At 63.2% G+C, this 18,333-nt stretch carries 13 protein-coding genes and 1 tRNA gene; 2 read left to right on the top strand and 12 right to left on the bottom strand.

Translation table 11 applies throughout. The annotated features are described in order from the left end of the window. Positions 1-150 precede the first annotated feature (150 nt). The 10 genes from rpoC to IVA87_RS34675 form a co-directional block, all read right to left on the bottom strand. On the bottom strand, positions 151-4,347 hold the full coding sequence (gene rpoC, locus IVA87_RS34720) for a DNA-directed RNA polymerase subunit beta' (RefSeq protein ID WP_247307074.1): 4,197 nt from the start codon (positions 4,345-4,347) through the stop codon (positions 151-153). 128 nt (positions 4,348-4,475) lie between these two features. Next, positions 4,476-8,594 (bottom strand): DNA-directed RNA polymerase subunit beta, encoded by a 4,119-nt coding sequence (rpoB, locus tag IVA87_RS34715; protein WP_247337586.1) that lies wholly within the window; start codon positions 8,592-8,594, stop codon positions 4,476-4,478. Positions 8,595-9,074: 480 nt separating this feature from the next. Then, the gene (gene rplL, locus IVA87_RS34710; RefSeq protein WP_124157674.1) at positions 9,075-9,452 is read right to left on the bottom strand and encodes a 50S ribosomal protein L7/L12; all 378 of its coding nucleotides are present in this window, start codon (positions 9,450-9,452) and stop codon (positions 9,075-9,077) included. 54 nt (positions 9,453-9,506) lie between these two features. Further along, on the bottom strand, positions 9,507-10,025 hold the full coding sequence (rplJ, locus tag IVA87_RS34705) for a 50S ribosomal protein L10 (protein WP_247279356.1): 519 nt from the start codon (positions 10,023-10,025) through the stop codon (positions 9,507-9,509). Positions 10,026-10,610: 585 nt separating this feature from the next. Further along, positions 10,611-11,564 (bottom strand): 2-hydroxyacid dehydrogenase, encoded by a 954-nt coding sequence (locus IVA87_RS34700; RefSeq protein ID WP_247337585.1) that lies wholly within the window; start codon positions 11,562-11,564, stop codon positions 10,611-10,613. 101 nt (positions 11,565-11,665) lie between these two features. Beyond that, entirely contained in the window at positions 11,666-12,358 is a 693-nt protein-coding gene (gene rplA / locus IVA87_RS34695; protein WP_018647230.1) for a 50S ribosomal protein L1, read from the bottom strand. Between the two features lie 6 nt (positions 12,359-12,364). Next, positions 12,365-12,793 (bottom strand): 50S ribosomal protein L11, encoded by a 429-nt coding sequence (rplK, locus tag IVA87_RS34690; protein ID WP_012045056.1) that lies wholly within the window; start codon positions 12,791-12,793, stop codon positions 12,365-12,367. A gap of 132 nt (positions 12,794-12,925) precedes the next feature. Beyond that, positions 12,926-13,480 carry a transcription termination/antitermination protein NusG gene (gene nusG, locus IVA87_RS34685; RefSeq protein WP_018647229.1) on the bottom strand — a complete coding sequence of 185 codons (555 nt, stop codon included), beginning with the start codon at positions 13,478-13,480 and terminating at the stop codon, positions 12,926-12,928. Beyond that, positions 13,480-13,671 (bottom strand): preprotein translocase subunit SecE, encoded by a 192-nt coding sequence (secE, locus tag IVA87_RS34680; protein ID WP_027564420.1) that lies wholly within the window; start codon positions 13,669-13,671, stop codon positions 13,480-13,482. Before secE ends, nusG begins: the two co-directional genes overlap by 1 nt. Before the next feature lie 258 nt (positions 13,672-13,929). Then, positions 13,930-14,005: transfer RNA gene (locus IVA87_RS34675), tRNA-Trp, on the bottom strand. Between the two features lie 150 nt (positions 14,006-14,155). Between IVA87_RS34675 and IVA87_RS34670 the strand changes: the two genes are divergently transcribed. Continuing rightward, complete coding sequence (locus IVA87_RS34670) at positions 14,156-15,379, top strand: serine hydrolase domain-containing protein (RefSeq protein ID WP_247337583.1); 1,224 nt, start codon at positions 14,156-14,158, stop codon at positions 15,377-15,379. A gap of 118 nt (positions 15,380-15,497) precedes the next feature. Here the strand turns inward: IVA87_RS34670 and IVA87_RS34665 are convergent, their stop codons facing one another. Both IVA87_RS34665 and IVA87_RS34660 read right to left on the bottom strand, forming a co-directional pair. Then, the gene (locus tag IVA87_RS34665) at positions 15,498-16,265 is read right to left on the bottom strand and encodes an SDR family oxidoreductase (protein WP_247307067.1); all 768 of its coding nucleotides are present in this window, start codon (positions 16,263-16,265) and stop codon (positions 15,498-15,500) included. A gap of 70 nt (positions 16,266-16,335) precedes the next feature. Continuing rightward, positions 16,336-17,034: a histidine phosphatase family protein gene (locus IVA87_RS34660; protein ID WP_247307066.1), complete on the bottom strand. Its 699-nt coding sequence runs from the start codon at positions 17,032-17,034 to the stop codon at positions 16,336-16,338. Positions 17,035-17,167: 133 nt separating this feature from the next. Here IVA87_RS34660 and IVA87_RS34655 point away from each other — a divergent pair, with 133 nt between their 5' ends. Beyond that, on the top strand, positions 17,168-17,953 hold the full coding sequence (locus tag IVA87_RS34655) for an SDR family oxidoreductase (RefSeq protein ID WP_247337582.1): 786 nt from the start codon (positions 17,168-17,170) through the stop codon (positions 17,951-17,953). Positions 17,954-18,333: the final 380 nt, after the last annotated feature.

Raw genomic sequence — 18,333 nt, 5'->3', positions numbered from 1 at the left:
CCGGCCTAAGCTCTCCTAGCAGAAGCGCTTTTGCGGCTGAAGGAAAGATGAACAAGAGCTGATCCCGCATCGCAATAAACAGGGAAAGCAGCAAAAAGGCCGGCAAAAGCCGGCCTTTTCATTGTCCTCGGTATTCCTACGGATGAAGCATCATTCCGCCGGCGGCAGCGCCATCGGCTCCGCTTCTGGGGCCGGCGACACGACGGCCGCCTGCTTCTCGCGCTCGTCGAGGATCAGCTTGTCGCGCTTCATGGCGACTTCGCGGATCTTGGCCATGGAGGCGCCGGTGCCTGCCGGGATCAGCCGGCCGACGATGACGTTCTCCTTGAGACCCTCGAGCGGATCGATCTTGCCGTTGACCGCCGCTTCCGTGAGGACGCGGGTGGTCTCCTGGAACGAGGCAGCCGAGAAGAACGAGCGGGTCTGGAGGCTCGCCTTGGTGATGCCGAGCAGAACCGGCGTTCCCGTGGCGGGCTTCTTGCCCTCTTCCCTGGCCTTCTCGTTCAGCGCGTCGAACTCGATCTTGTCGACCTGCTCGCCCGAGATCATGTCCGTGTCGCCCTGGTCGGTGACTTCCACCTTCTGGAGCATCTGGCGAACAATCACCTCGATGTGCTTGTCGTTGATGAGCACGCCCTGGAGCCGGTAGACCTCCTGGATCTCGTTGACCAGATAGGCCGCGAGTTCCTCGATGCCCTTGATCGCCAGGATGTCGTGCGGCGCCGGGTTGCCTTCCACGATGAAGTCGCCCTTTTCGACGACGTCGCCGTCCTGAAGGTGGATGTGCTTGCCTTTCGGGATCAGGTACTCGCGCGGCTCCTCGGTCTTGTCCATCGGCTCGATCGAGATGCGACGCTTGTTCTTGTAGTCGCGGCCGAACCGGATGGTGCCCGCGATCTCGGCGATGATCGCCGCATCCTTCGGACGCCGTGCCTCGAACAGCTCCGCCACCCGCGGCAGACCGCCGGTGATGTCGCGCGTCTTGGCGCTTTCGGTCGAGATACGGGCGAGGATGTCGCCCGGCTGAACCTTGGCTCCGATGTCGACCGAGAGAATGGCGTCGACCGACAGCATGTAGCGGGCATCGCCGCCACGGGCGAGCTTGAGCACCTTGCCGTCCTTGCCCTTGACCACGATGGCCGGACGCAGGTCCGAACCGCCGCGGGTCGAACGCCAGTCGATGACCACGCGCTTGGCGATGCCGGTGGCCTCGTCCAGCGTTTCCGAGATCGACTGTCCTTCGACCAGATCCTCGAAGCCGATGGTGCCCTCGACCTCGGTGAGGAGCGGACGGGTATAGGGATCCCACTCGACAATGCGCTGGCCGCGCTTGACGTTGTCACCCTCGTCGACGTGCAGGCGCGAGCCGTACTGGATACGGTGCGTCGCACGCTCGGTACCGTCGGCATCGACGATCGCCACCACCATGTTGCGCACCATCGCGATCAGGTGACCTTCGCTGTTGCGGGCGATGGCCTTGTTCCTGATCACGATCTTGCCGTCGAAGTTAGCTTCGACGAAGGACTGCTCGTTGAGCTGCGCCGCACCGCCAATGTGGAAGGTGCGCATGGTGAGCTGGGTGCCCGGCTCGCCGATGGACTGCGCCGCGATGACGCCGACCGCTTCGCCGTGGTTGACCGGCGTGCCGCGGGCGAGATCGCGGCCGTAGCACTTACCGCAGATGCCGTTGACGAGCTCGCAGGTCAGTGCCGAGCGGATCTTCACCTCCTGCACGCCACCCTGCTGGATGGCATCCAGATGGCTCTCTTCCATCAGCGTGTCGCGCTTGATGATCACCTTGCCCGAGCTGTCACGCACGTCTTCGCAGGCCGTGCGTCCGAGGATGCGCGAACCGAGCGAGGCGACCACGGTGCCGGCATCGACGATGGCACGCATCTTGATGCCGAGCTTGGTGCCGCAGTCGCTCTGCGTGATGATGCAGTCCTGCGCCACGTCGACTAGACGACGGGTCAGGTAGCCGGAGTTCGCGGTCTTCAACGCGGTGTCCGCGAGGCCCTTGCGGGCGCCGTGGGTCGAGTTGAAGTACTCGAGCACCGAGAGGCCTTCCTTGAAGTTCGAGATGATCGGCGTCTCGATGATCTCACCCGACGGCTTGGCCATCAGGCCGCGCATGCCGGCGAGCTGGCGCATCTGGGCCGGCGAACCGCGGGCACCGGAGTGAGCCATCATGTAGATCGAGTTGATGTCGGCGTCGGCTCCGCTCGCCGTCTTCTTGGTGGCGGAGATCTCCTTCATCATCGCCTTGGCGATTTCTTCCGTGGCCTTCGACCAGGCGTCGACGACCTTGTTGTACTTCTCGCCATGAGTGATCAGGCCGTCGTTGTACTGCTGCTCGAAATCCTTCGCCAGCGTACGGGTAGTATCGACGATCTTCCACTTGCCGTGCGGCACGACCATGTCGTCCTTGCCGAACGAGATGCCGGCCTTGAACGCGTTGTAGAAGCCGAGCGCCATGATGCGGTCGCAGAAGATCACCGTCTCCTTCTGGCCGCAATGACGGTAGACCTGGTCGATCACGCCCGAGATCTCGCGCTTGGTCATCAGCTTGTTGATGATCTCGTACGAGATCCGCGGATTCTTCGGCAGCAGATTGCCCAGCATCACGCGGCCGGCGGTGGTCTCGATCCAGCGCCTGGAGACCTTGCCGGTCTCGTCCATGCCTTCCCACCGATACTTGATCTTGGTGTGGAGGTGGATGACCTTGGCGTGTAGCGCGTGCTCGAGCTCGGCCATGTCGCCGAAGACCTTGCCCTCGCCGGGCAGGCCTTCGCGCATGATCGAGACGTAGTACAGACCCAGCACGATGTCCTGCGACGGCACGATGATCGGCTGGCCGTTCGCCGGATGCAGGATGTTGTTGGTCGACATCATCAGCACGCGCGCTTCCAGCTGCGCTTCGAGCGACAGCGGAACGTGCACGGCCATCTGGTCGCCGTCGAAGTCGGCGTTGAACGCGGAGCAGACCAGCGGGTGCAGCTGGATCGCCTTGCCCTCGATCAGCACGGGCTCGAACGCCTGGATGCCGAGGCGGTGCAGCGTCGGTGCGCGGTTGAGCAGCACCGGATGCTCGCGGATCACCTCGTCCAGGATGTCCCAGACCTCGGGCCGCTCCTTCTCGACCAGCTTCTTGGCCTGCTTCACGGTGGTGGACAGACCCTTGGCGTCGAGCCGCGAATAGATGAACGGCTTGAAGAGCTCGAGCGCCATCTTCTTCGGCAGGCCGCACTGATGCAGACGCAGCTCGGGACCGACCACGATCACCGAACGACCCGAATAGTCGACGCGCTTGCCGAGCAGGTTCTGACGGAAGCGACCCTGCTTGCCCTTGAGCATGTCGGCGAGCGACTTCAGCGGGCGCTTGTTGGCGCCGGTGATGACGCGGCCGCGGCGGCCGTTGTCGAACAGCGCATCGACCGCTTCCTGAAGCATGCGCTTCTCGTTGCGGATGATGATGTCGGGCGCGCGCAGCTCCATCAGCCGCTTCAAGCGGTTGTTGCGGTTGATGACGCGGCGGTAGAGGTCGTTGAGGTCCGAGGTCGCAAAGCGGCCGCCGTCCAGCGGCACCAGCGGACGCAGGTCCGGCGGGATCACCGGGACCACGGTCATGATCATCCATTCCGGCTTGTTGCCGGAATGGCGGAACGCTTCCACGATCTTCAGGCGCTTGGCGAGCTTCTTGTGCTTGATGTCGGAGTCGGTCTCCTGCATCTCGAGGCGCAACGAGGCCTCGAGCTTCTCGAGGTCCATGCCCTTGAGCAGCTCGCGGATCGCTTCCGCGCCGATCATGGCGGTGAAGGAATCCTGGCCGTACTCGTCCTGCGCCTTCAGATACTCGTCTTCCGACAAGAGCTGACGGTCCTTCAGCGCGGTGAGGCCCGGCTCCAGCACGACGTAATATTCGAAGTAGAGGATCCGCTCGAGATCCTTCAGCGTCATGTCCAGCAGGAGGCCGATGCGCGAGGGCAGCGACTTCAGGAACCAGATATGGGCGACGGGGGCTGCGAGCTCGATATGGCCCATGCGCTCGCGCCGGACGCGCGACAGCGTCACCTCGACCGAGCACTTCTCGCAGATGATGCCCTTGTACTTCATGCGCTTGTACTTGCCGCACAAGCACTCGTAATCCTTGATCGGCCCGAAGATTCGGGCGCAGAACAGGCCATCGCGCTCGGGCTTGAAGGTACGGTAGTTAATGGTCTCCGGCTTCTTGATCTCGCCGTAGGACCAGGACAGAATCTTCTCTGGAGACGCGATCGAGATCCGGATCTGGTCGAAGACCTGAGCCGGCGTCGTCGGGTTGAAGAGATTCATAATTTCTTGGTTCATCGTCTTCTCCTCGCGTGCCGGTCGCCTCCGGCCGCAAATTCGAAAATCACTTAGCGGGGCGCCCTGCCCTCAAGGCCTCAGGCGGGGCGCCAATGCCCGGCCGCGAAGGCCGGGCACGACAGGTCGAATTACTCGGCCGCTTCCGACGTCGGCGCCGGTCCCATCTTGGAGTTGTGCAGGTCGACGTTGAGGCCGAGCGAGCGCATTTCCTTGACCAGCACGTTGAACGATTCCGGAATACCGGCCTCGAACGTGTCGTCGCCGCGCACGATCGCCTCGTACACTTTGGTGCGGCCGGCGACGTCGTCCGACTTCACCGTCAGCATCTCCTGGAGCGTGTACGCCGCGCCGTAAGCCTCGAGCGCCCACACCTCCATTTCGCCGAAGCGCTGGCCGCCGAACTGCGCCTTGCCGCCCAGTGGCTGCTGGGTGACGAGCGAGTACGGACCGATCGAACGCGCGTGGATCTTGTCGTCGACGAGATGGTGCAGCTTGAGCATGTAGATGTAGCCGACCGTCACCTTGCGATCGAACGGATCGCCGGTACGGCCGTCATAGACGGTCGACTGCCCCGAAGCGTCGAGACCGGCGAGCTTCAGCATCTCCTCGATGTCGGCTTCCTTGGCGCCGTCGAACACCGGCGTCGCAATCGGCACGCCGCGGCTCAGATTGTGGCCGAGCTCGATCAGTTCGCTGTCGTTGAGCGACTTGATCGTCTCGTCCTCGCCATAGACCTTCTTCAAGGTTTCCTTCAGCGGCTTGATGTCCTGCTTCGACAGGTAAGCATCGACCGTCTGGCCGATCCGCTTGCCGAGGCCGGCACAGGCCCAGCCGAGATGGGTCTCGAGAATCTGTCCGACGTTCATGCGCGAGGGCACGCCCAGCGGATTGAGCACGATGTCGGCATGCGTGCCGTCTTCGAGGAACGGCATGTCCTCGATCGGCACGATCTTGGACACCACGCCCTTGTTGCCGTGGCGACCGGCCATCTTGTCGCCGGGCTGGATCTTGCGCTTCACCGCGACGAACACCTTGACCATCTTCATCACGCCGGGCGGCAATTCGTCGCCGCGCTGAAGCTTCTCGACCTTGTCGAGGAAGCGCTGTTCCAGCCCCTTCTTCGACTCGTCGTACTGCTTCCGCATGGCCTCGATCTCGGCCATCAGCTTGTCGTTCGGCGAAGCGAACAGCCACCACTGCGACTTCGGGTACTCCTCGAGCACCGCACGGGTGATCTTGGTGTCCTTCTTGAAGCCCTTCGGACCGGCGATGCCCTGCCGCCCTTCGAGCAGCTCGGCAAGACGGTTGTAGACGTTGCGGTCGAGGATCGCCTGCTCGTCGTCGCGGTCCTTGGCCAGACGCTCGATCTCTTCCCGCTCGATCGCCAGCGCACGCTCGTCCTTGTCGACGCCGTGACGGTTGAACACGCGCACTTCGACGATGGTGCCCTGCACGCCCGGAGGAACGCGCAGCGAGGTGTCGCGAACGTCGGAAGCCTTCTCGCCGAAGATGGCGCGCAGGAGCTTCTCTTCCGGCGTCATCGGGCTTTCACCCTTCGGCGTGATCTTGCCCACCAGGATGTCGCCGGCGCGCACTTCCGCACCAATGTAGACGATACCGGCTTCGTCGAGGTTCTTCAGCGCTTCTTCCGAGACGTTCGGAATGTCGCGGGTGATTTCCTCGGGCCCGAGCTTGGTGTCGCGGGCCATCACCTCGAACTCCTCGATGTGGATCGAGGTGAAGACGTCTTCCTTCACGATCCGTTCGGAGAGCAGGATCGAGTCTTCGAAGTTGTAGCCGTTCCACGGCATGAACGCGACCAGCACGTTGCGCCCCAGAGCGAGCTCGCCGAGATCGGTCGAGGGACCGTCGGCGATGATGTCGCCCTTCTTGACGACGTCGCCGACCTTCACCAGCGGACGCTGGTTGATGCAGGTCGACTGGTTGGAGCGCTGATACTTCATCAGCCGGTAGATATCGACGCCCGACTTGGTCGGATCGAGATCTTCGGTGGCGCGGATGACGACGCGGGTCGCGTCGATCTGGTCGATCACGCCCGAACGGCGCGCCGCGATCGCGGCACCCGAGTCACGCGCAACCACGCCTTCCATGCCGGTGCCGACGAACGGCGCCTCGGCGCGAACCAGCGGCACCGCCTGGCGCTGCATGTTCGAGCCCATCAGCGCGCGGTTGGCGTCGTCGTTCTCGAGGAACGGGATCAGCGCCGCGGCCACCGAAACGAGCTGCTTCGGCGACACGTCCATGTAGTCGACCTTGTCGGGCGTCACCGGCAAGACTTCGCCGGCGTGACGACAGACCACGAGGTCTTCGGTGAAACGGCCCTTCGGGTCGAGCGGCACGTTGGCCTGCGCGACCGTGTAGCGGCCCTCCTCCATCGCCGAGAGGTACACGACCTCGTCGGTGACTCGGCCGTCCTTGACCTTGCGGTACGGCGTCTCGACGAAGCCGTACTTGTTCACGCGCGCGAAGGTCGCGAGCGAGTTGATCAGGCCGATGTTCGGGCCTTCCGGCGTCTCGATCGGGCAGATGCGGCCGTAATGCGTCGGATGCACGTCGCGCACCTCGAAGCCGGCACGCTCGCGGGTCAGACCGCCCGGTCCGAGCGCCGACAGGCGTCGCTTGTGGGTGATCTCGCTGAGCGGGTTGGTCTGGTCCATGAACTGCGAGAGCTGCGAGGAGCCGAAGAACTCGCGCACGGCGGCGGCCGCCGGCTTGGCGTTGATCAGGTCCTGCGGCATCACCGTGTCGATGTCGACCGAGGACATGCGCTCCTTGATCGCGCGCTCCATGCGCAGGAGGCCGATGCGGTACTGGTTCTCCATGAGCTCGCCGACCGAACGCACGCGGCGGTTGCCGAGATGGTCGATGTCGTCGATCTCGCCCTTGCCGTCGCGCAAATCCACCAGCGTCTTGATGACGGAGAGGATGTCTTCCTTGCGCAGGGTACGCTGAGTATCGGGCGCATCGAGGTCGAGGCGCATGTTCATCTTGACGCGGCCGACCGCGGAGAGGTCGTAGCGCTCGGCGTCGAAGAACAGCGACTGGAACATGGCCTGCGCCGATTCCAGCGTCGGCGGCTCGCCCGGACGCATGACACGGTAGATGTCGAACAGCGCGTCCTCACGCGTCATGTTCTTGTCGGCCGAGAGCGTGTTGCGAATGTAGGGGCCGACATTGACGTGGTCGATGTCGAGCAGCGGCAGCTCCTTGTAGCCCTGCTCGTTGAGCGCCTTCATCAGCTTGTCGGTGATTTCCTCGCCGGCTTCAGCGTGGATCTCGCCCGTCTTCGGATTGACGAGGTCTTCGGCGACGTAGTTGCCGACCAGTTCCTCATCGGCCATGCGCAGCGCCTTCAGCCCCTTCTCTTGGAGCTGGCGGGCGGCACGGACGGTGAGCTTCTTGCCGGCCTCGAGCACGACCTTGCCGGTATCGGCGTCGACCAGATCGTTGACGGTCGAGTAGCCGCGGAAGCGATTGGCGTCGAACGGAACGCGCCAGCCTTCCTTGGTCCGCTTGTAGAGGATCTTCTTGTAGAACGTGGACAGGATCGCCTCGCCGTCGAGGCCGAGCGCGAACATCAGCGACGTCACCGGAATCTTGCGGCGACGGTCGATACGCGCATAGACGATGTCCTTGGCGTCGAACTCGATGTCGAGCCAGGAGCCGCGGTACGGGATCACGCGGGCGGCGAACAGCAGCTTGCCCGAGGAATGGGTCTTGCCCTTGTCGTGGTCGAAGAACACGCCGGGCGAACGGTGCATCTGCGAGACGATGACGCGCTCGGTGCCGTTGACGATGAAGGTGCCGTTCATCGTCATGAGCGGGATGTCGCCCATGTAGACGTCCTGCTCCTTGATGTCCTTCACCGACTTCGCGCCGGTTTCCTCGTCGATATCGAATACGATGAGGCGCAGCGTTACCTTGAGCGGAGCCGCGAAGGTCATGCCGCGCTGGCGGCACTCGTCGACGTCGTATTTCGGCTGCTCGAACTCGTAGCGGACGAATTCCAGCATCGAGGTGCCCGAGAAGTCGGAGATCGGAAAGACCGAGCGGAACACCGCCTGCAGACCCTCGTCAAGACGGCCGCCCGGCGGTTCGTCGACCATCAGGAACTGGTCATACGACGCCTTCTGAACCTCGATGAGGTTCGGCATCTCGGCGACTTCCTTGATGTGTCCGAAGAACTTGCGAACGCGTTTGCGACCGGTGAATGTCTGCTGCGCCATCGTGGCCTCTCATTTCGTCGCCCGCTTGGGCGCGCCGTCCGGAACGCGGCTGCCGCCGCTCCCGGGTTGAATTTTTTCGAACCCGTCTTGGGGGCCAGAAGCTCAGTTCAGGCGGGAATGTCCTGAATCTGTTCTTCAGACCTTCAAAACGCAAAACGACGCGCGGGGCGCAGAAGCGCGCCCGCCCGTCACAACGATTGTCTTCACGGACTGCAAAAGCCCGAAATAGCCTGCTCTCCCAACGGCTTACAGGGAAATCCGTCCCTGCCCACCGCGCTTTCGTGCTGCCGACCCGATATGGGGCGACAATAGTGGAGATTCGAGGGGTAAACCCTCAAATCCCCACACTTTTTCGTGTTCGGCCTGCGTCGGGACGTTCCGTCGCACGCCTTTTGCATCCGGCTCACCCCTTTGATGAGGAGCGGACCAAGACCCCGGGTCGCGCTGATGCTCGCCCGGGACCTCACCAGCAAGCTGCGCTTACTTGAGCTCGACCTTGGCGCCAGCCTTCTCGATCTGCGCCTTGATCTTCTCGGCTTCTTCCTTGTTCACGCCTTCCTTCAGCGGCTTCGGAGCACCCTCGACGAGGTCCTTTGCTTCCTTCAGGCCGAGACCGGTGATGGCGCGGACTTCCTTGATGACCTCGATCTTCTTGTCGCCAGCGCTGGCGAGAACGACCGTGAACTCGGTCTTCTCTTCCGCCGGAGCGGCAGCGGCGCCGCCAGCGGCCGGGCCAGCCACGGCGACAGCCGCGGCAGCCGAAACACCCCACTTCTCTTCGAGGAGCTTCGCGAGTTCGGCAGCTTCGAGCACGGTGAGGCTCGAGAGGTCGTCAACGATCTTCTGCAAGTCAGCCATTGTTCAGTTTCCTTACGTGTAAGTCTGGTTCGGGTTTGAGTTTTGCGAAGGGCGTCAGGCCGCTTCGCCCTTTGAGGCATGAGCCTGGATGACGCGCGCGAGCTTGCCCGCGGGCGCGTTGGCGAGCTGAGCGAGCTTGGTCGCCGGGGCCACGATGAGGCCGACGATCTTGCCGCGCAGTTCGTCAAGCGACGGCAGCGAGGCAAGCGCCTTCACCCCGTCGACATTCAGGACGGTCTTGCCCATCGAGCCGCCGACGATGACGAACTTTTCGTTCGCCTTGGCGAATTCGATGGCGACCTTTGGCGCCGCTACCGGATCGTTGGAAGTCGCGATCACGGTCGGCCCCTTCAGCATGGGGCCGATGGCAACGACGTCAGTGCCTTCAAGAGCAATTTTGGCGAGACGGTTCTTCGAGACCTTCACCGAGGCGCCAGCCTGCTTCATCTGCGTGCGCAGCTTCTGCATCTGGGCAACGGTGAGGCCGGAATATTGAGCAACGATCGCGACGCTCGTGGTCTTGAAGACCTCGTTGAGCTGTTCGACCGCTTCCTTTTTTGCCGCTCGTTCCACAGCAAGCTCTCTCCGGTTGGCGGTCATCGCGAGAAGCGGGACCGCCGGGTTGCACCCATCCTCCCGCCCAAACCTGAACCTCCGGGCCAAACCCATCGGACACGCCGGGCAAGACGACAATTCAAAGCCTGCCCTCCGGGAGCCCATGAGGCCCACGGCGTGTCGAGGTCCGAACCAGACCCCGTTTCGCGAAACCAGTTTGAAGCTGGGGCGCGAAGTGAAATCCGGTCTTCACCCGTCTATGCAGGCCATGCGATTAAGCCGTTGAGAAATCGAAATTCCCCGCGGGCGCCTGCAGTCTTGGACAGGACAAGGTCAGCCGGCGAACCGTCCGACCTCTGTCCGCATTCCACCAAATGAAGGGCTCTCTTTCCTTGTCCGGAAAATCCTTACGGACGTCCTGGAAAGGAATGATCTCCTGTCGTGTCGGGTTTTCGGAATGCGAGCACGAACGCGCCAGCCGAGGTCGGCACGTCCGGAAGCGGCTCTTTAACCGCTCGGAGCCGGCTTGCCAAGAGCAAAATTCACACCAGTTCCAATCCGTTGCCGCAAGCGTTTGACCAATTAGGGCAGAGAAGGATCGCTTCAGGCCTTTTTGACCTCATAGGGCAGCGGCCTGCCATCGAAAAATGCGGTCAGGTTGGCCAGCACGCAATTCTGCATGGCGACGTGCGATTCGAGGGTATGGCCGCCGAGATGAGGGGCGAGCACCACATTGGGCAGCGCGGTCAGCGCGTCGGGCGCGTGCGGTTCCCTCTCATAGACGTCGAGGCCGGCGCCGGCGATGGTCTTGTCCGTCAGCGCCGCGACCAGGGCCTTCTCGTCGATGACCGAGCCGCGGGAGATATTGACGACATACCCGTCCGCGCCAAGGCGCCTCAGGATGTCGGCGCTGACGACGTGCTGGGTCTCGGCTCCGGCCCGGACCGCAATCATCAGCACGCTGCACCAGTCGGCGAGTTCTTCCAGTGACGGGAAATATTGATATGGCAAATCGTATTTGGTGCGGCTGAAATAGCCGACTTCGCTCTCGAAAGCGGCGCAGCGCGCCGCGATCTTGCGGCCGATCTCACCCATGCCGTAGACGCCGATGCGGCGGCCGGGCATGCCCGTCTGTGGCCGCATCATCGGCGAGGGTTTTGACGCCGCCCAATCGCCGCTGCGGACATATTGGTCGGCAACCAGGATCCGCCTCGTCGTCGCCAGCATCAGGGTCATCGCAATATCGGCGACCGAAGCTGCGTTGGCGCCCGGACTGTGGCCGACCGCAACCTTGCGCGCGGCGGCCGCCTCCAAGTCGACGCCGTCATAGCCGGTGCCGTAGCAGACAATCGCACCGAGCTTGGGAAACAGGTCCATCGCCTCCGCTCCCAGCGGGGTGCCGCCTGCCGTCAGTACCGCGCGGATGCCGCCGAGCTCGTCAGCCGAAAACACCTCGCGCGCGGGCTTGCCGCCAGTGTCGAGCAGTTCGAAGCGCTCGGCGAAACGCACCATCATCGTCTTGGGAAAGCGGGAGTAGATCAGGACCTTGTCAGCCATTGTTCTTGTTTCCCGTGAACGCGGTCACAAACGACGAGGGGCGGAATCGGTTGCCCAATTCCGCCCCTCATGGATTTTGCAAATCTCAGCCGAGGCAAGCCCTAGCCGAGGATGGTGCCCGGCTCGACCTTCACGCCGGGGCCCATCGTCGAGGACACCGCAACGCGCTGGATGTAGGTGCCCTTGGAGCCGGCCGGCTTCGCCTTGGAGACGGCGTCTGCCAGGGCCTTGATGTTCTCAACCAGCTTCTCCTCGGAGAACGACGCCTTGCCGACGCCGGCCTGCAGGATGCCGGCCTTCTCCACACGGAACTCGACCGAGCCACCCTTGGCACCCTTCACCGCGCCGGTGACATCCATGGTCACGGTGCCGATCTTCGGGTTCGGCATCAGGCCGCGCGGGCCGAGCACCTTACCGAGGCGGCCGACCAGCGGCATCATGTCGGGGGTTGCAATGCAGCGGTCGAAATCGATCGAGCCGTTCTGCACCTTCTCGACCAGGTCCTCGGCGCCGACGACGTCAGCACCCGCCGCCTTGGCCTCGTCGGCCTTGGCGCCACGGGCGAACACGCCGACGCGGAGCGTACGGCCGGTGCCGTTCGGCAGGGTCACGACGCCGCGAACCATCTGGTCGGCGTGACGCGGATCGACGCCGAGATTGATCGCGACCTCGATGGTCTCGTCGAACTTCGCCTTGGCGCGTTCCTTGACCATCTTGATGGCGTCCGCGAGCGGGTAAAGCTTTTCGCGGTCAATACCTTCGCGGGCTTTGTTCAAACGCTTTCCGATTGCCATGACCGCTTACCCCGCAACTTCCAGACCCATCGAACGGGCGGAGCCCTCGACCATCTTCATGGCCGATTCGATGCTGTCGCAATTCAAGTCCTTCATCTTCTTCTCGGCGATCTCGCGCACCTGCGCCTTGGTCACCTTGCCCGCCTTGTCACGGCCCGGCGCCTTCGAGCCGGACTGGATCTTGGCGGCCTGCTTGAGGAAGTAGGACATCGGCGGCGTCTTCATCTCGAAAGTGAAGGAACGGTCCGCATAGATGGTAATGACCACCGGGATTGGGGTGTTCTTCTCTTCCTTCTGGGTCTGCGCGTTGAACGCCTTGCAGAACTCCATGATGTTGAGACCGCGCTGACCGAGCGCGGGACCGATCGGGGGCGAAGGATTCGCCGCACCGGCCGGGACCTGAAGCTTCAGGTATCCGGTCACTTTCTTTGCCATGTATCACTCCTGTTGTGCCGGCATATCCGCCGGCGGTTTCAGGTTCGTGGTCTGGGTCGGATGCGGCTGGCAACCGCCCTCTCCCTCCCACGGCCTCTTGCTGCGCAAGACCGAAGTCTCACGCCTACCCGGTCAGACCTTCTCGACCTGACCGAATTCCAGTTCGACCGGCGTGGCGCGGCCGAAGATCGACACCGCGACCTTCACGCGCGAGCGCGCCTCGTCGATTTCCTCGACCACACCCGAGAACGAGGCGAACGGGCCGTCGGCAACGCGCACGTTCTCGCCGATTTCGAACGAGACCGACGCCTTCGGCCGTTCCACGCCCTCCTGCACCTGATGCAGGATGCGCATAGCCTCGGCTTCCGAGATCGGCATCGGCTTGTTCTCGGCGCCGAGGAATCCCGTCACCTTCGGCGTGTTCTTGATCAGATGGAACGCCTCGTCGGTCAGCTTCATCTTCACCAGCACATAGCCGGGGAAGAACTTGCGCTCGGCGTCGATCTTGCGGCCGCGGCGCACTTCCGTGACCTTCTCGGTCGGCACCAGTACCAGCTCGAACAGCTCCTCGAGCCCGCGCTGCTTGGCCTGCTCGCGGATCGATTCGGCGACCTTCTTCTCGAAGTTCGAATAGGCGTGGACGATGTACCAGCGCTTGTCGGACACTTGAGCGGTTGCTGTTGCCATCAGTGGATGCCCAGAAGGAAGGTGATGAGGTAACGGATGATCTGGTCTGCGGCGAAGAAGAAGACCGAGGCCACGGCGACCATGACGAACACCATGATGGTGGTGATCGTGGTCTCACGACGGGTCGGCCAGGTGACCTTGGCGGTCTCCGAGCGCACTTCCTGCAAGAACTTGAACGGGCTGACTGCCATCGTTTGATGTCCAACGTCCGTCGCAAGACGGCTACTGATTTCAAAGGGATCCGAACAGCCGCCTTTGGCCCAGCCCTCGTCTGAAGGATGAGCCGGAAACCGGGCTCGATTGTTCGGGGATTCAAAGCCGCGCCGGAAATCCGCGTCTAACGGGCCGGCTGCGAGTGCGGGGTAAATACTGCGGATGGGGCCAAAGGTCAAGATATGGGGACGGCTTGCGCCGCAAGCGAGCGGATCGAGCCGCCTAATTGATTTTGCTGGCAGGAGTGGCAGGGCTCGAACCTGCGACCCCCGGTTTTGGAGACCGGTGCTCTACCAATTGAGCTACACTCCTACAGACCCCGCGTCGCCTTAGGATCAGGGCCGCTTTCAAGCACAGGGGACGGCCGGTTTGCAAGGGTGAACCGCGCCGGCTTCGCTTGTTTGTGCCGGGGTTTTGGGGCCACAGTCCATTCCAGATAATCAAGAGCAACCGGGAGCGCCCATGACCGCCACAGCCGCCCAACACGCCACGATCGCGCCGCAGACCCCGCCTCTGCCGGAAGCCCGCCCCGAGACGCTCGGGCTGTCGCGTCCCCGCCTCCGGGCCATGTCGGACGCATTCAAGCGCGAGATCGACAAGGGAACCGTTCCCGGCGTCACCGTGCTGGTGGCCCGCCGCGGCGAAATCGGCTGGTTCGAGGCGCTAGGACGGCAGAGCCCGGCGGGTGCGGCGCCGATGGCGCGCGATTCGATCTTCCGGATCTTCTCGATGACCAAGCCGATTGTCTCGGTCGCTATCATGGCGCTGATCGAGGATGGCCATCTCCTTCTCAGCGACGCGGTCGCCAAGTTCATTCCGGAGTTCGCCGAGCAAAAGGTCGGCGTGGTCAGCGGCGGCCGGCTCGACCTGGTTCCGCCGAGGCGGCCGATGACGGTGCAGGACCTGCTCCGTCACACCTCGGGCCTGACCTACGAGCACCAGGGCGACGGCCCCGTGCACAAGCTCTACCAGGAGTCCCGCGTCCGCAGCCGCAAGATCACCAATGCCGAGCACGCCGCGCTGGTGGCGAGCTTTCCGTTGATCTGCCATCCCGGCGACGAGTTCAACTACAGCCGCTCCACCGACATCCTCGGCCGCATCATCGAAGTCGTCAGCGGCAAATCGCTCGGCGCGTACCTTGCCGAACGCGTCCTCGCGCCCTTGCAGATGGCCGAGACCGGCTTTGCGACGTCCGAGACCAATGCCGGCCGCCTCGCCGAACCGTTCGCGGCCGATCCCTGGACCGGCGACAAGGTCGCGCTCTTCAACATGCTCGAGCAGCCGGTGATGCAGTCCGGTGGCGGCGGGCTGGTCTCGACCACGATGGATTATGCCCGCTTCTGCCTGATGCTGCGCAACGGCGGCACGCTCGACGGCAACAGGATCATCGGCCGCAAGACGCTGGAGCTGATGGCGTCCGATCATCTCGGGCCGCATGTTGCAACAAATGGCACGCTGCTGTCGCCCGGCCACGGCTTCGGTCTCGGCTTTGCCGTGCGCCGTGAGGCCGGCATTGCGCCCTTCCCCGGCAGCATAGGCCAGTATTTCTGGAGCGGCATTGCGGGCACGTTCTTCTGGATCGATCCGAAGGAGGATCTGTTCGCGGTGTTCATGAGCCAAGGCCCAGGCCAACGCGACTATACGCGCACGCTGGTGCGGGATCTGGTTTACGCGGCGGTGGAGTGACCCGAAGGGTCATTCCGGGTTCGATGCAAAGCATCGAACTATGGTGCGCAATTGCGCACCTTGAGAATCTCGAGATCCCGGGTTCACGCTTCGCGTGCCCCGGGATGACGCCAAAGCTTCAACTGATCGTCGCGCCGCCGTCGATCACCATGGTCTGCCCGGTCATGAAGTCGCCGGCCGCAGAGCCCAGGAACACCGCCGCGCCCGCGATCTCGTCGGGCATGCCGATGCGCAAGAGAGGCGAGCGCGAGGTCGAGGCTTTCAGATTCTCCGGATTGTCCCAAAGCGCTTTCGCAAAATCGGTCTTGATCAGGCCGGGCGCGATGCAGTTCACGCGGATATTGTGCTTGCCGTATTCGCAGGCGAGATTGCGCGCGAGCTGCATGTCGGCGGCTTTCGAGATCGCGTAGGCACCGAGGATGGTCGAGCCCTTGAGGCCGCCGATTGACGAGACGATGATGATCGAGCCGTCCTTGCGCTCGATCATCTGCGGCACCACCATCGAGATCAGCCAATTGTTGGCGACGATATTGTTGTCGAGGATTTTTCTGAACTGATCGTCGGAGATGCCGGCGAGCGGACCGTAGTACGGGTTCGACGCCGCGTTGCAGACCAGCACGTCGATCTTGCCGAAAGCGCGGTTGCTCTCGTCGACGAGGTTTTGCAGATTCTCTTTTGAGGAGATGTTGGCGGCGATCGCGACCGCGGTGCCCTTGCCGAATCTATCGTTGATGCTATTGGCCACCTGCTCGCAAACGTCGGCCTTGCGCGAGGAGATCACCACCTTGGCGCCGTGCTCGGCCATGCGCTCGGCGATCGCGAGCCCGATGCCGCGGGTCGAGCCGGTGATGACGGCAACTTTCCCCTTCATGTCGAACAAGGTCATGTTTCTCTCCGAGAGTATGATTTGACTTGGCTTTGAACCTTACGCCGCAGGCGCGCGGCGGGACAACGGCTCACGCAAGCTTCTTGACTTCCGGTCCCGCAGGCTGGTGCATCGCTGCGTGCGCAGCATCGGCGATCCACGGCTGCTGGTTCACCATCGGCAACCGCCAGACCGTGCGCTCGGGGCTTGCGAAATGATCGAGCCGCGTCACCGAGCAATTGTCGATATCGAATGCGAGTCCCTGCTCCGGCAAGCCGCCGAGCGCAAGGCCGACGGCCGCCTTGATGGTGCCACCATGCGCGACCGCGATGATGTCCTGCCCGGCCGCTTCCACATTGATCCGTTCGATGGTGCGTCGCGTGCGATTATAGAGGTCCATGAAACTTTCGCCGCCGGGCGCAGGCTCATTGATGTCGGCGAACCAGCTGGCGCCGACGGGGCGGCTCGCGATGAACTCGGCGCGGTTCATGCCCTGCCAACGGCCGAGATTCTGCTCGGCGAGATCCGCTTCCCATTTCATCGACGCAGGCCGTGGAAAGCCTGTTGCCCAGATCGCCGCGGCCGTCTGATGTGTGCGCATTAGATTGCTCGAATACCAGACTGCGTTGCGTGGCAGCACCTTGGCAACAGCGTTGAATACATAGGTGTCGCTGATGTCGCAGGCGATGTCGGACTGGCCGTAGATGTTGCCGCCGTCATTGCGCACCGGCGCGTGCCGGACCCACCACCACCGTGTCGTGACCACATTCGGCCTGTCTGCGCCTGCCATCGAAACCCTTCCATCCCGCGTTATGTCGCTGTACGTCAGTAGCGAACGTGTCTCAAGACACTTTGCCGTTTGAAATGTTGTTTGAAATTCCGTCGCGCGGCAAGGGCCGCGTGCGAGCCAAAGGGAGAAGCGCATGGGCCGCTTGCAAGGCAAATCCGTCATCATCACCGGCGCCGGCAGCGGCATCGGCCGCGCCGCTGCGCTGCTTTTCACCAGGGAAGGCGCAAAGCTCATCGCCGTCGATCGCACCGAAGCGGTGAAGGAGACCGTCGAGGAGGTCAAGAAGGCCGGCGGCATCGCGGAAGCCATGATCGCGGATGCCGGCTCCGAGACGGACGTCGTCGCGATGATCGACAAGGCGGTGAAGGCGCACGGCCGGCTCGACGTGATCTGGGCCAATGCCGGCGTCTCGGGCGGGCTCATCCCGCTCGCCGAGCAGACGGTGGAGCACTGGCAGGAGATTTTGCGCGTCAACCTCATCGGGCCCTTCCTCGCCGTGAAATACGCGATGCCGCACATGGTCAAGCAGCAGTCCGGCGCGATCGTGCTGACGGCGTCCGTCGCCGGCCTCAAGGCCGGCGCCAGCGGACATCCCTATGCGGCGAGCAAGGCGGGCGTGATCAGCCTGGTGCAGACCACAGCCTATTCGCTCACCGGCACCGGCGTGCGCATCAACGCGGTGTGCCCTGGCCTGATCGAGACCGGCATGACCAAACCGATCTTCGACCGCGCCAAGGAGCGCGGCACTCAAGACAAGATCGGCCAGCTCAACCCGCTCAAGCGTCCCGGCCAGCCGCACGAGCTCGCGGCGATGGGACTGTTTTTGGCCAGCGACGAGGCCTCGTACGTGAATGGTCAGGCATTCCCGGTCGACGGCGGCCTGACGGCATCGATGCCGTATACGGGCAAGCCGGTTTAACAAGAACCCGGAGTTTTTGCGCACAGCTGGCTCAACGTCGTCTTTGCGAGCCAACGGGTCCGCGCGAAGCGCGGTCCGGTGACAGGCTCCGCGAAGCAATCCAGAATCTTTCCGCGGATACATTTTTGGATTGCTTCGCTGCGCTCGCAATGACCAAGTTGGGAGTGAGAGTGCTACTCCTTAGCCCGCGTCTTCATTGCAGACACACCTTCGCATCCTCGCGGCTTGTTCGCCCGAGCTTTGCTTCGGTGCCTTGCCCTCATAATTGAAAGAGGGCGCAGGGAAGACCGGGAGCCGGTTGGCTCCCATGGACCGCCATGCCAAGAGCAGGTTGCGTGTGCTTCATGCATAGCGGACAACAGGGCAACCGGAGACACCCG

This window comes from Bradyrhizobium sp. 147 (assembly GCF_023073935.1).
In the GTDB taxonomy this organism is placed as follows: Bacteria; Pseudomonadota; Alphaproteobacteria; order Rhizobiales; family Xanthobacteraceae; genus Bradyrhizobium.
This window is presented reverse-complemented; position numbering and strand designations above follow the sequence as displayed.